The sequence below is a fragment of the Methanothermobacter sp. genome, from assembly GCF_030055435.1.
Lineage (GTDB): Archaea > Methanobacteriota > Methanobacteria > Methanobacteriales > Methanothermobacteraceae > Methanothermobacter.
Map to the genome: position 1 here is coordinate 20,726 of NZ_JASFYG010000006.1, position 14,592 is coordinate 35,317.

At 40.3% G+C, this 14,592-nt stretch carries 11 protein-coding genes; 3 read left to right on the plus strand and 8 right to left on the minus strand.

What is annotated here, in order from left to right:
* Nucleotides 1-59 precede the first annotated feature (59 nt).
* The gene (locus QFX30_RS07415; RefSeq protein ID WP_300490338.1) at nucleotides 60-1,505 is read left to right on the plus strand and encodes a cryptochrome/photolyase family protein; all 1,446 of its coding nucleotides are present in this window, start codon (nucleotides 60-62) and stop codon (nucleotides 1,503-1,505) included.
* 4 nt (nucleotides 1,506-1,509) lie between these two features.
* Here the strand turns inward: QFX30_RS07415 and QFX30_RS07420 are convergent, their stop codons facing one another.
* The 5 genes from QFX30_RS07420 to QFX30_RS07440 form a co-directional block, all read right to left on the minus strand.
* Nucleotides 1,510-2,205: a hypothetical protein gene (locus QFX30_RS07420; protein ID WP_300490341.1), complete on the minus strand. Its 696-nt coding sequence runs from the start codon at nucleotides 2,203-2,205 to the stop codon at nucleotides 1,510-1,512.
* Nucleotides 2,206-2,293: 88 nt separating this feature from the next.
* A complete protein-coding gene (locus QFX30_RS07425) occupies nucleotides 2,294-3,052 on the minus strand; it encodes an ion transporter (protein ID WP_300490344.1) in 759 nt (252 codons plus the stop codon).
* A gap of 251 nt (nucleotides 3,053-3,303) precedes the next feature.
* Complete coding sequence (locus tag QFX30_RS07430) at nucleotides 3,304-6,477, minus strand: DEAD/DEAH box helicase family protein (protein WP_300490346.1); 3,174 nt, start codon at nucleotides 6,475-6,477, stop codon at nucleotides 3,304-3,306.
* Between the two features lies 1 nt (nucleotide 6,478).
* Entirely contained in the window at nucleotides 6,479-9,469 is a 2,991-nt protein-coding gene (locus tag QFX30_RS07435; RefSeq protein WP_300490350.1) for a site-specific DNA-methyltransferase, read from the minus strand.
* A gap of 351 nt (nucleotides 9,470-9,820) precedes the next feature.
* The gene (locus tag QFX30_RS07440; RefSeq protein ID WP_300490353.1) at nucleotides 9,821-10,288 is read right to left on the minus strand and encodes a hypothetical protein; all 468 of its coding nucleotides are present in this window, start codon (nucleotides 10,286-10,288) and stop codon (nucleotides 9,821-9,823) included.
* Between the two features lie 86 nt (nucleotides 10,289-10,374).
* Here QFX30_RS07440 and QFX30_RS07445 point away from each other — a divergent pair, with 86 nt between their 5' ends.
* On the plus strand, nucleotides 10,375-10,815 hold the full coding sequence (locus tag QFX30_RS07445; RefSeq protein WP_300490358.1) for a hypothetical protein: 441 nt from the start codon (nucleotides 10,375-10,377) through the stop codon (nucleotides 10,813-10,815).
* A gap of 13 nt (nucleotides 10,816-10,828) precedes the next feature.
* Here QFX30_RS07445 and QFX30_RS07450 read toward each other — a convergent pair whose 3' ends face one another.
* Nucleotides 10,829-12,328: a DUF11 domain-containing protein gene (locus tag QFX30_RS07450; protein WP_300490360.1), complete on the minus strand. Its 1,500-nt coding sequence runs from the start codon at nucleotides 12,326-12,328 to the stop codon at nucleotides 10,829-10,831.
* Between the two features lie 245 nt (nucleotides 12,329-12,573).
* Complete coding sequence (locus tag QFX30_RS07455; RefSeq protein WP_300490363.1) at nucleotides 12,574-12,819, minus strand: hypothetical protein; 246 nt, start codon at nucleotides 12,817-12,819, stop codon at nucleotides 12,574-12,576.
* 16 nt (nucleotides 12,820-12,835) lie between these two features.
* On the opposite strand from QFX30_RS07455, the gene QFX30_RS07460 reads away from it, so the two are divergent.
* Nucleotides 12,836-14,323, plus strand: a complete 1,488-nt coding sequence (locus QFX30_RS07460) for a sensor histidine kinase (RefSeq protein ID WP_300490365.1) — start codon at nucleotides 12,836-12,838, stop codon at nucleotides 14,321-14,323.
* Nucleotides 14,324-14,340: 17 nt separating this feature from the next.
* On the opposite strand, the gene QFX30_RS07465 is transcribed toward QFX30_RS07460, so the two are convergent.
* The gene (locus QFX30_RS07465; RefSeq protein ID WP_300490369.1) at nucleotides 14,341-14,592 is read right to left on the minus strand and encodes a hypothetical protein; all 252 of its coding nucleotides are present in this window, start codon (nucleotides 14,590-14,592) and stop codon (nucleotides 14,341-14,343) included.

The window sequence follows — 14,592 nt, forward strand, 5'->3', positions numbered from 1 at the left end:
AAAAACTTTTAGATTTATAGACACCTCCTGACATAATATTATACATGCCAGGGGAATCTATGGCAGTTGTCTTCCCACACCACCTCATGGAGAATCATCCCGCTGCAGAGAAAACATCAGACTTCATTGTGGTGGAGGACCAACTCTTCTTCGGAGACCCCGTATTCAACCTGAGGTTCCATAAGAACAAACTCTTACTTCACAGGGCCTCCATGCGCTACTATTATGACCACCTGAAATCAAGGGGCCTGAATGTCAGATACATAGATTACACGCCGGACCCTGACATGGGGTACCTCAGGGAGCACCTTGAGGGATATGAGAGGGTCTACACACTGGAACTCCTTGACCATGAACTTGAGAGGAGATTGAGGCGGCTCTGCAGTGAAACGGGCGCAGAACTCGTTGAGATTGAGGGGCCATTCATCTTCAGAAGGAGGCTCATGGACAGTTACTTCAGGGATGGCAGGTTCTTTCTCACATCATTCTACATAAGGGAGAGGAGGAGGCTCTCCATTCTCATGGAAAACTCCAAGCCCAAGGGCGGTAAATGGACATTTGATAGGGAGAACAGGAGGAGGCTGCCGCGGGGAACGAATATTCCCAGGCCCATAGAACTGCCTGAAAACAGTTATGTGCGTGAAGCCAGGAGTTACGTGACCGAGCGCTTTTCTGATAACCCTGGTTTCATGGAACACTTCAACTACCCCACAACCCACAGGGAAGCCCGGATATTTTTGAGGGATTTCATAGAAAAAAGGCTCAGGAACTTTGGAAGCTACCAGGATTTCATATCCCGTGATGAGACGTTTCTCTTCCACTCTGTACTCTCTTCCTCACTCAACATCTGCCTCCTAACACCCATGGAGGTTCTGAAAGCAGCGCTATCTGCAGATGCCCCCCTCAATTCTGTTGAGGGATTTGTGAGGCAGGTTATGGGCTGGAGGGAGTTCATAAGGGCAGTTTACATTCTTAGGGGATCCTATCAGAGGACCAGGAACTTCTTTAACCACAGTGGCAGACTGACAGATAAACTTTATTATGGCAGAACAGGTCTTGAGCCCTATGATAACGCAGTAAGGAGGGTTTTAACCTGGGGATACACCCACCACATCGAGCGTCTCATGGTCATAGGTAATCTCATGCTCCTCCTCAGCATCGACCCTGATGAGGTTTATCGCTGGTTCATGGAGATGTTCATAGACTCCTATGACTGGGTGATGGTCCCCAACGTCTATGGCATGAGCCAGTACGCTGATGGGGGCCTCATGGCAACCAAGCCCTACATATCATCATCAAACTATATCCTGAGGATGAGTGACCATGCAAGGGGTGACTGGTGCAGGGTCTGGGACTCCCTCTTCTGGACATTCTTAAGTGATAAGAGAACCTATATAGGTGAAAATCCACGCATGAGGCTCCTCTACAGGTACCTCACAGATGAGAAACTTGAGAACTTCCAGAAGGTTAAAAGAAAATTTTTAGAGGAACTCAGAGACCCCTGATAGGTTACTCATAACCTGTGTAGTCCAGGGCACCTGAGTTGTAGAGCCTCTGAAGGTCAGATGCATGGGTTAGCTCATATGCGGTGTAGGGGTTGTTGAGGTAAGGGTGGATGAGACCCTTTATGATGTAATAGTAGGCTCCCAGTCTCCCGTACTGCCTCCAGACTATCTGCACGTAGAGGGGGAAACCACAGCCAGGGTTTACGAATACGTTACCCTCCCGCACGGTCCCATGGAAGACCATGGGCATGGGGCCCTCCTGGCCCTTCTCGGCAGCCACCCTCTCAACGTAGTCCATGGCCTCATCGAGAGTGTCGAATTCGTATCCATCGGCCCTGTAACGGTATTTGCCATCAGGCACTCCAAATATGAAGGATTCAAGGACCTCGGTCCAGTCTATGTCTGTCCTGTACTCTGAACTGATGTATGCGAGTTCTATTATGGTGACGTTGCCCTCCCTGTAGTGTCTGTAGTTTGAGCTCCCTGCGTAGTGGACCACAAGGGCACACTTGGACCCCCTCTGGGCCGCGTACTCTGCAAGCACCTTTGACTGGGGGTGTCCTGGGTACATATCAGGGTTTGCCAGTTTTACGAAACCCAGACGCCCAACGGGCTCCACGGGGCTCAGGGCAGTTACAGCGTAGAGGTATACCCCAAATATGAGAATGGCTGCAACGATTATATAGGATGATCTTGCCATGTTATCCTCGTTTAATTTATCTATTTTAATTTATGCTAAGGCCCATTCTGTATAAAAGTAACGGTGTATATTAGGCAAGAGAGAGTCATTATTTTTCCTGCAGTAACTCTTTGATTTCCCTGACCTCCCTTTTAAGATCCTCTATACTTTTTTCTATGTTTTCTATCCTGTCATGGATCTCCTTTTCTTCTTCAGGGTTTTTAACGAACCAGGAGGCCAGGGAGGCTGTGAGGAAACCCACGAAGGTGACCCCTACAAGCATGAGTATGCTGGTGATGGCCTTACCGTAGAGTGTTGTTGGGGGGATTACAACCTCACCCACGATGGTGGTTGTGATGCTGTACCATAGGGAGTCCAGCGGGCCGTGGAGGGATCTGTTGACCCCTGATTCTATCATATAGAAGAAGAGTGTGCCTCCCACTATTGCAAAGAGGAGTATTCCCAGTGCTTGGTCAAGGTGAGTGTCCACAAGGAATGTGAAGAACTTCTTGAGGTACTTCCTGAAGAGTGCGAGGACCTTCACAACCCTGATGATCCTTATGAACCTGAAGGCCCTAAAGAAATCCACAGGCATGAAGGCCAGTATATCCATCCAGTTCTCCCTTAAGAATCCTTTTCTGTTATCGGCCCTTTTGAGGTTGATGGAGAATTCCAGGAAGAGTATGATGCAGAGGAAAAGGTCAAACTGGTTGATGGCATTCACTGTCCCTGGATTTGAGGGGTAGAATGATATGTAGCTTAAAAGCACTATGTCAAGGATTATGAGTATTAGGAGAGTGAGTTCCTTGATCCTGATGAGTTCTCCGTACTCCATGGGGACCACATTATAGAGTTGGTCTTCTGGCATCTTAAATACTTTGCAGTGCATGGGGTTCCATCCTAACTGCGGTTCATGTAATCTCTTAGTCCACATGACAGCCATAAAATGTAAGTACATGACTTCGTTATAGTGACGTTACGAATCCACATGGTCAGAATAAACACCTAGGTAGTACTATTTAAAGAAATGTTATTTAAAGGTTAAGGTGGACTACAAGTTTTTTCCAAGATAATCTTTATTTCTACGACAAAGTCATGATTACCTGGTCTCTGCCACAATCAAAATTCCATGCCTATCTTCTCAAACATTTTTCCTATATAATCGCCATGTTCCTGAAACAAGATGTTATGATCCTCAAATTCCGCCAAGGCATCCTTGTCATCAATTTCGGAAAATCTGCCATTTTCCCATGATTTCTTTATTTTGCTGTACTCGGATACCGATACAATGAAAGCATCCAGTTGTAAATCAACACTCCCATCTTCATTTATCCTATCTTCAATACGCTTAATGAATTTGCATAATTGAATTTTCTCATCCTTGAAATTCCCCAAGTTTCTGATACCCTTCGGATCAACAAAAACCATATACTGCTTATCTCCATCTTTAAGCCACAAAATGAAGTCTGGATAGAAACCCGCACTTAAGAAAAACCCAACCCCCTTTTTGGAAATATTTCTTAATAAAAACAGATCTTTATCCTCAAATAAATCTTTTCTACTCTCCAAGAAATCTCTCAGATCCTCCACAAACTTTGTTTCTCCCTCATTCAACTTCACAGGGATTGATTTTATCTCTTCTTTATTTTCTTTCCAGATTATCAAAGGAGTGTAAAGATGGTTGTCAAGATGGACAATGAAAGAATCCCATTTTTCCCAAGAATCAGGCACCATGTCCCCATTATACCCTTCAAGCTGCTCTGTAATACTCGAAATATCAGAGGCCAATTTTTTCGGGATTTTAAGGGTAATCTCATAGTTCTCTGGAAACATTGAGAAACTTTCCTTAGTTAGTTTCTCAACCTCTAAATAATCCATCATCTTTCTTTTTTCCATCTTTCTGTAAAATTTGCTCATATAATCCTTGAGAACCATCAAAACTATTTCATGGAACTTTTCCATCCCCTTGAAGGAAGTTATTTTTAATGTGGGCCTACCATTCTCCCTTTCCACAGCTATTCCAGAGGCATCGGCCATGAAAATCTGATATCTCCTCGAGTTTATGATATCCCTCAGGACATCAACGTCGATGAGCAGATTGAACATTCCATTGATTGTCTTATGATTTATTACTTCAGAATAAATTAGATCCCAATCAATAAGATCCAGATACTCATCAGATATTTCCACGGCCCTGTTAACGACTGTAGATACCGCTTCATTTCTCAATCCATGTGCAAATGTAATTTTAGGCCTTAAATCAAGCTTAATAGTATCCAAGATATCCAGATCAGCCTCCAACCTAACTGGATGCTCAAGAAAATCAAAGTCATCCTTTGTCTTTATTGTATATATCTTCCCTTCCCATTTTTCGCTGTTGTTAAACCTGATAGGGATCACTATTTCCTCATAATGCACTTCCTCATTCTCTATCGCTGTGAGGAATGAATTTATGTAATCAGCGTTTAAACCGAATATAAACAAGGTCTGAAGGGCTTTTAATTCATAATCAGGATTTTCTTCTCTTTTTAGAGAATAATCTTTACCTTTAAGCCTCACACCCCTCCCAAAAAGTTGGATGATCTGCGGTCCTTCACCTTTTCCCATATTTATTAGTCCCATATTGGAGACTCTCCATGAGTTCCAGCCTTCAACAAATTTTTTTGAGCCTATAAGAATGTTTATTGGTGATCTGTTCTCATTTATTCCAAAAAACAGAGATTGACTCATGTGATCCTCTTTCAGTTCAATCCCTGACTCCTCTATTAACTTCTTAAGAGAAGACACATCTCCAACGTTTATAACTCCAAAGTATTTTTCTGATGTGGATGCTTTAAGCCCTATTTCACCCTCTGCATTCTTAATTTCATAAAGTTCAAGGTTTCCTTTGCCATTGAAAACATTTTGATAGATGCCTTCAACAATTTCTTCAATGGAATCTTCTCTCACAAAATCAAACTTGCCCTTGAAAATATCGTTCCCTTCCTCGTCAATGAGTCCTGACTGCCCGCCCAATATCTTCTCAACGTTTTCTTTAAGATAGTTTTCTGATTTCATTATTTTATCAAGAAATTGAATTAACCGGACCACATCAGAATTTAATCCCTTTCCAGTAACTTTACTTCCAACAAAGGTCTGCAGAGGTTTTTCTATATGGTACTCCCTCAATTCTTCCCTATTCTTTTCAAAAATGACCAGTTGCTCATAGAAAGATAATAATCCTGCTGTTAGCAATAAATTTTGCTGTTCTTCTGAATAGAACTCTCTTGCTCCCTTTTTCTCTGCTTTTATGTTATAAACGTAGAAATCCTTTCCATAACCATCCATGTAAAAATACTTGTAAGAGTAATCAAAGATTATGGCTTTTGAGTATTCATCATATAATTCAATATTCATCCGGTTTGACTTTCCACCTCTTGGTCTCCCGGAGCTTGTAAATTTAATAATCTGGCCAAATGTCGCTGAATATTCAAATATAAATCCATTTTTTGCTATTTTTTCTCTTAATCCTTTCCATGTCTGTTCTTCAGATTTTTGACCTTTGTGTCCCTCATCAATAAAAACCAAATTTTTACCATCGAAAGAGGAGATATCTACACTCACACCCTCTCCTTTTTTCTCCTCCCTTAGTTTATGAATTTCTATAACCAGAATTTCCTCATTCCTTGTCTTTAAATTATCAATGTTCCCATCATATAATTTGCAGGGAATACCTGACAATTTTAATTCATCATAATGCTGTTTTGATAAACCTTCATTAGGTGTTATAAGGATGATGTTATCCCATGGTTTATCTGCGTATTTCAGAATCTGCCAGTAATTTATATGCATAATAAGCGTTTTTCCGCTTCCTGTTGCCATCCAAAAAGCAAGTTTTTTAAGGTCATCCTCACTGAATGGTTTTATTTCTGTCCCCTTTTCCCTGTTAAACTCCTTCAGGAACGAGTTCAATTCATTTAAAAAGTTATGTCTGTCCCTGCAATATCTATCTAAAAATATTTCTGTAAATAAAACCGCCAGGTATTGGAAGTACTTGAGGTTAAAGTTTGGCTGGTTTCTATTTTTCCTTAATGTCTCTACATATCTTCTTATCGATTCATCGTATCTTAAAAGTTGATCCTCCCATCCTCCCTTTAATCCAATCAAAAAATCAGCAAAATAACTTCTTCCATGGGAGTCATAACCCTCTTCTACATCCTTTAATTTTTCCCTTAATTCGTTAAAATCATCCAAGCCAAACAGTTTGAGGAAATACTTATTTAGTACCAGGTGCTTCTCAAGTTCCATTGACATCTTATCTCACTTCCTCAAACATTAAAGATTTGAATAAATGTTCTACTAGTCTAAAGTTCTCAACTAGGGCTTCTCCATTTATGTAAATTTCATCTGGTCCGAAATCGCCTATGTTGTCTTCAATAATTCTTTTATCCTTCTCAAAATCAATGTTTTCAGTGCTTCTCCAGATGATGGCTGTTCTCTTCCTTTCGTTTTCTCCGAAAACAAAAACATATTTTCTACCGTTATCCTCTAAAGTCTTATAGGTTTTTACATGCAATCCTAAAAGATAGTTGAAGGTCTCCACTGTATCCACATTAACCAATTTTGGCTGATAATTATCCATAATTTTTAGTTTATAATTGAAGGGGTCTCTAAGTTCTTCAAGATTTAGAAAAGTACTGCTGTTCCTGGTTTCCCATTCAAGCATGTAATTAACAAAGTAATTGGGTACATCATAAAGTGTTTTCTGTGGTTCTTCAAACTCAATGTTTTCCAATGCATCCTCGTATTGCTCTAAGACATGGTATTTGAAAAATCCTCCAGCCGTTTCTGGGTTGTATTTCTCTTTAATATCATTACTTATTCCTGACCTGTCGTAAGCCAGCACCTTTTTCATTCTCGGTAAAACCACTGTCCAGAAATGATCCCCCATTTCCACCCCAATCCATTTTCTTCCTAGTTTATGGGCTACCGCCGTTGTTGTCCCAGAACCAAGGAAGAAATCCAAGACAAGATCTCCTTCATTCGAAGTGGATTCTATGACACGCTTTAATAGAACCTCAGAATTTTCAGTTTGGAAATCCCAGTTAGAGGTATAACCTGAGATATCAGTCCAATTAGAATCAATTTGTTTTACTTTAGTTGGAGGAAGTAAATATTCTATTTTTACATAATCTTTATTTCCGCAATTCGGACACCCTTTCCAAATGCCAGAACTATGAATATGATTACATTTTTTACATTTTAATCGTATTTTTCCTTCCTTTTCCATTTGCTTTATTTTTTTCTGTCCATATGTCCAATGTCTTCCTTTTGGAGGATCAAATAAATACCCAAATATATAAAGCGGGTTTCCCTGCCCCTGAGAGTCCATAGCATGCCATCTGGCACCCTTTGCCCGAGGTAATCTTTTAAAAAGCAAATTAAATAAAAAATTATCAGACTTAGAATAAAGATAAAGAGAGTCGCTTGCAGTATTGAATCTTCTCACTCTTGAATCTTGTTTGCTTATTCTACTGACAATTATTTCATTTCTGAAATTTTTCCTCCCAAAAATTTCATTCAAAAGCATTCTTACATACATATTCCCATTATAATCACACCTTACAAAGATGCTTCCCTTTTCATTAGACAAATCCCTTCCAAGTCTTATCCTGTTTTCAAGCATTGTTATCCAGGTCGCATCTTTATAATCTACTTTGTAAAGATAATCTGCTTCCTGCTCTTTGTTAAACGGCGGATCAATATAGATGGTCTGTACTTTCTCATAATATTTATTTAAAAGCAAATTCAAAGCCTGCCAGTTTTCACTTTTTATTAGAATACCATCCAAAATATCATCTAAATCATTGTTTTCTGACAAAGAACTTAACAGCCTCCACTTAAAATCTTCATCAAAGTACTTTGTATCAACTGGCAACGTCTTCCATTTTTTCCCCTCTAAAGTATTATTAACAACTAAATCATTTTCATTCCTGACATCAATCTCAAATAATTCCTTCCACTCATTTAATTGTTCTTCATTCTTCAGAATATCATCCAAAATACTTTCTAAAAACTTCTCACCTCCATATTCCTTAATTTTATCGAGGGTTATTACATAATTCGTATCAATAACAAACTTCTTCTTCTCCCATACTTTCTTCTGAAAGTTTTCAATCTGTGCTAAGAACTTGATTATCGTTAAAGCAATGCTCCTGAATGCTTTAAGCCCTATAATGTAAATTTTTAATTTATCAAAATACCCTCCATCATCTAATATCTGTAAATCTTCCAGATTCAAAAACTCATTTTTAATGTAAAAGTCCAGCTCCCTCTCCAAAAATTCTTTCAGATCTTTGTGTATGAAGTAATCTCTTGTGTTTCTTCTTGTGTACCTGTAAAGATGCCTTTCAATTAAAGTCTTATCTCCTTCTTTTCTGAAGATCAATTCCCCTATCTTTTCAGGGATTCTCTCCCTCAGGATTTTTATTGTTTCTTCATTAGCTTTATCCTGTGATACCGTGTTTCCGTGTTTATACTTCTTCTTTTCATCTTCACTTAAAGTTCTGTACTCAAAATAGATATCCAATTCATTATTTTCGTTATCGAAATCAAAAACTCTCTTATTCAAAACAAAAAACTTCTTTTCCTCTGACTTAACGTTTCCTTTTTCTTCTTCTGCTTCTAAAACTCTGAAATTAACTGTCAGAGCCCCAACCCTGAACGTGTATTTCCTGAAATACTCCGTGGTCTTTATGTAATACTGATCCTTATTTGCCCAATAAAGCAAAACTTCTTCACCATTATAGGGGACCATATATTTTTCATTCTTACCATATCTCCTTTTACTTATGAAATCCCCCTTATCATAATAACGGGAGAAGAAATTGATGAGATGATTGTAGATCTCTCTTTCTAGGTCTTCTGAAATTTTAACCGTTTCTATCTGCCTTTTCAAATTTTCATACTTCTCAATATCCTCAGCAAAATCTACTCTATAAATTTCCTCTCTATCCTTATCTCCACTTTTTAATGCCTCAAGGTATTTCTTAACACCATTTCTGGATGACAGCTCCTTTAATTGTTCTTCCAGACCTTTTTTTTCTTCTTTGCTAAGTAGATCCAATTGATTTTTAATTTCAGTGATAAGATCCTCTTCAATAAACTTTTCAATTTCTCTTCGCTTGTAATTCATTATCCTATAAATGCCAAAGTCAAGATCTTCATTTTCGAACTGAAATATTTCCCTAAGCTTTTCTTTTAAGTCTTCCCTCAATTCATTAGACATCTCAGTTTTTGAAGCCATTAAGCCCCACCTCTATATGATTATAAAGCTGTAATAATGTAACTAGTGACCACATCCTAGTTCTTGAGTAAACACCTAGACACCCCTTAGATATGGAGTTTAACCATCTAATTCTTTATTGTTCTCTTTCACATAAAATGATCCCTAAAGTATAAGAAAGTTAGATAGATAAACTAGATAAAAATGAAAGAGAAGACCTTATAAGGAGATTAGAGAAACTTTCCTCCCAGAAAGAACTTGCCAACAATGCCAAAAGAATTTTAGAACAGTTAAAAATGGAATAATTGAACTACTTAGACCAGATAACCCTTAAAAACAAAATAGAGTAAATAAGTAAGTATTCTCAATTCTCTAATCTAACCTTATCGATTCAACCACTTTTTTTATCTCCTTATCATTCACAATATTCCTATTAAAGTCAAAATAATAGCCTTTACCGTTTTTTATCGTATAATAGCGATAATTCGTGCTTGTTACAGTGTATACAGCAGGATTACCATCTATACTCGTATATCCATAATTCAATACAGGTTCTCCAAGCTCAGCCTTAACCTGTTGTGTCTCTTGAAGTTCCTGATCCAAAGTCGCAGGGAATAAAGTGCCAGGTTCAGAGGAAATAACTCCAGAGCCATAGGAAAAGGCCATCCTACCATCAGGCGTACGGACCCAGTCTCCCTTCACCTCCCAATCTCGAGGTATATCAAATGAAACACCGACCTTTGAATCATGATAGGTTTTTGTTGGAAAAATAATCCCAATGGCAAAATATAACAATATAAGACATACTCCAACAACTACGATTTTTCCATTAATATGCATCACCCCCTTCTTAACTTTGAATTATATATATGCATATAATATATTTAGAGGTATATATTATAAATATAAATTAGAGATGATGACAGATGAATAGAAATCTCCTCATAATAATCCTCATATCCCTAGTTATCACCACTGCAGGCTGCACCACCAAATACCAAAAATTCTCTAATGAGAATATGTCATTCGAATACCCTGAAAACTGGGAGGCCATGCCAATACTGGATGACGTAAGCCTAACAGAAAGGGAGGGTGATGGTAGAATCTTCATCAATCCCACCCTTGAGGATCTAGAAACCTTCAAATCATGGTATGGGCAGAGCGCAGAGTATATTGGTGAAGAAAAAATTGGAGGAGTAACCTGTTATAAATATAAAGTTGATCATGGAGGAGCCTACATTTTCCAAAAAACAAATACCGTCTTCCTTGTAGTATACGGTGAAGGATCTGAAGACGTTGCAAAACACATCATAGAAACATTAAATGCAACATACATTATTGAACCCACAAAATCCCCTCAAATATAAAAAAGAAGAAAAATTAAGTGATTGTAGATCCGTTTTCATCAAAGTAAAGAGTGCTTATTCTGACAACAGGCGATTTCTGTCTTCCCTTAACTCCTGAAACACTGACTCTGCTTGTTTTAATATCTGTGGTGTTGTAGGTGTTCTCATAGGATATCGTCCTTGACCTGTAATTGGTGTTGTAGGTGTACTGCTTGAAGAGTGCAGTGGTGCCGAGCTGGAAGTATCCAAGGCTGAGGTCCCTGCTGAGGCCCTTCTTCAGGTAGAAGTTGTAGGTCTTCCTGGTGACTTTGCCGTGGTCATTGATGTTCACATATAAGAGCACCCTGATGGTCACCGCAGAGTTGTTCTTTATCCTCACCTTGAGGGCCTTCTTTGGTATCGCTGCAGATATCAGCGCTGTATCATCATTGTTCACGGGGTTGCTGTCGTCTATTTCAGGTGAGACCGCAGAGGCGTTCACTGTAAAGTTACCCGCTGAGACCACCCTGGCTGTTATATTGAGGAGTGCTGTTTCACCGTCTGCAAGGTCACCGATGACCCAGACACCGTTACTGTAGGTGCCCCTGTCCATCTGCACATTCTGGACCTGCAGGTTAGCAGGTAGCTGCAGGTTGACCCTGGCATTCTGGGCGACCTCAGGACCATTGTTCCTGACACGGCAGACCACGTTGACCACGTCACCCTGATAGGCCCTCGGTTTACTTACATAGAGGTCAAGGTCCAGGTCAGTTCCCCTGACAGCGACTGATGCGCGGGCCATGTTATTGTAGACATTCACATCACCCTCATCCACCTCACGCACCGAAACATAGTCAGAGAGATCACCTGTCCTGTTAACCAGGCACACAACTGTGAGGGTGACCTCTTCACCGGCATCAAGGGTCTCGAGGATCCACTCCCTCGCCACATCATCAAAGTAACCTGTAGTGTAACTGTAACTCTGAATCGCAAGGCCGCCTGAGAAGAAGTTGGCAACATTGATGTTATTTGCAGCGTGGGGGCCCCTGTTCTTGAGTTTCACATTGAATGTGACCGTATCACCAAGCCGGGCACTCTGCTTACTGCTTGTCACATTGAGTTCAAGGTCCGCGATCCCCCTGACCCTGAACTGCAGCTGGGCATCGTTGTTGGAGGGGTTCTCATCACCATCCGCCGTCACATTGGCAGTCACCGTAACGTTTCCTGTCGTGTTGAGGAGGCACACAAGTGTCAGGGACCTCTCCTCATATGCAGGTATGTCCCCAATCTCCCAGGTACCTGTCTCGAGGTCATAGTATCCCTGACCTGTGTAATAGTCCTGGAGGACCAGACCCTCAGGAACTCTGACAGTTGCAACGGCATTCTGCACGTTCTGATTGCCTGCCTTCGCTATGACCTTAACCCTAAGTGTCGAGTTATACACTGGCTTCGTATTGTTCTTATCGAGTTCAACACCCACATCTGCTGCAGCCGATGAACCTGCCAGTATAAAAACTGCGAGGAGTGCTGCAAGCAGAAGTGTTCCATTACGCATGCTATTTTCCACCTCCTGAAGATTCATTCACAGTAGATACCTGAAGGAGGCTTTAAAGCATGCCTTTGGGTACAAACGAGTGTCTTATGTAACCATGCAGATTAACAGATTCATAAGTTACATAAGAATATTAAAAATCGAGCATTGGCCTCCAATAAATCTAATATCAAGAATTTTCAGGTATTATAATCTAAAACATGGAAATACCATTTTAATACTTTTAAATCTTCCATTTAGAGATTATTTCAAAAAATATTTATGAAATCAGGGTTTATAAGTGAAATGGTGATTAAAATGCCGCTAAAAGATATAAACTTAAAAGCTCTTGATGGGAAACTAACGCTCTCACTGAGCATTTTTGTCATGATACTATCAATGTTTTCATTGATTTTATGGTTAAAAGGACCATCAAGTCTGTTTGAAATAAGACCTTTTCTGGATACAAATCCTGTGATATTCACGAGTTTCATCTTGCTGGCCATCTCAATCATCACAGTGAGGACCTCAATGAAGATAACATCTCTAATCCTTGCAGTTCTCCTGATACTCCTACAGATGAGTGGAAACTGTAAATGCATGCAGGGACTCCTCAACCTCCACCTTCCAGCAACCTGCACCATCACCTCAACAATAATCACAGCCTACGCAATAGCCGTAATCCTGTTCACCCTAAGATACTATTCCGCGGCCCAGATCATCAGCTACACTGCAGGCACAGTGGCATATGCATCATTCCTCTCAAGCATCACAGGCATATCAGAGACCTTACCACAGTTCAGAGTATGCATAACATCCTCTGCAATGATGGTATTCGTGGCAGTAGGACTCCTCAGCACCCACCCATCAAGGGGGGTCATCGAACCCATATACTCCAACAACATAGGAGGTTACACAGGAAGAATGCTCATCCCAATCATCATAGGCGCCGTAACCATCACATCATTCATAATAATCAGCAGCAAGAAATACCTCCCATTCTCCGCAGAAGTTTTCATCGCAGCACTGAACCTTGCACTCATAATCATAATAATAACCTTCACAGCCTACAAACTCAACAGAGTAGATGCAGAAAGAATAAAAAACCAGAAGAGGATGGAGAGGACCTGGAAATTCTTCAGGAAAGTCGTGGAAAACCTTGAAGAAGCAATCGCAGTCCTTGACAAAAATGGCGAACCCCTTCACAGAAACACTGCAATGAAAACCCTCAAAGTGGACCTAAAGGAACTCTGGAAGGAAAACCTGAAAAACAAAAACCTCCCACAGCCAATCCACACATTCAAAATAGATGAGAGATACTTCACAGGATGGGCCATACCCCTCGACGAGGGAGGCATCATCTCACTAATGGACGTCACAAGACTCATAGAAATACAGGAGGACCTCAGGGCAAACATAACCGAAAAAGAGGCCATTCTCAGGGAACTTCATCACCGCGTCAAGAACAACCTCCAGATAATAACGAGCCTCATAAACATACAGTTACATGATGCAGATGAAAAGGCAAGGGAAGCCCTGCTGGCAATCCTCACAAGAGTAAAGGCCATGGCCATAATCCAGGAGTCCATTTACAGCGCTGAAACCTATACCATGGTTAACATGAGGTCATGCGTATCTAGACTAACAGAACACCTGAGGTCACTGTTCAACGCACACAACATAAATTTCCATATCAACACAGACCTGAAACTCAACATGGAAACGGCCATGCCCCTCTGCCTCATAATAAACGAACTCGTAACAAACTCCATCAAACACGCATTTCCAGAAAACAAGGGAAGTGTTCACATTGAAGTAAAGGAAAAGGATTCAGAATACCACTTAAGAGTGGCAGATGATGGAGTAGGACTCACAGATAAGGAAGAAGGGACAGGTCTCAGCCTTGTAAAGAGCCTTGCACAGCAATTAGAAGGTGAATTAAGGATACTCACAAAAGAGGATAGGGGTACCGAGGTCATAATACCTTTCAGGGAACTGGAATACAAAAAAAGAAGATGAAATACAATATAAATTGTTTATATCCACATCAACTCCCTTTTTGCCCTGTTAATCAGGTTCCCATTTTCATCCTCATATTCCTCGATTATCCTCCTGATGGCCATCCTTGAGATATCACTCCTGGACCTCCCCTCAATGAAGCTCAGAATATGAAGCTTGCAGGCAGTATGGAGGTCCAGGTAGACCCTCTGAAGGAATATCTTCTTCCCGTGATCATATTCCAACCTGCAGATGAATTTCATTACTTCATCGATTTCTGAGTTCTTCAA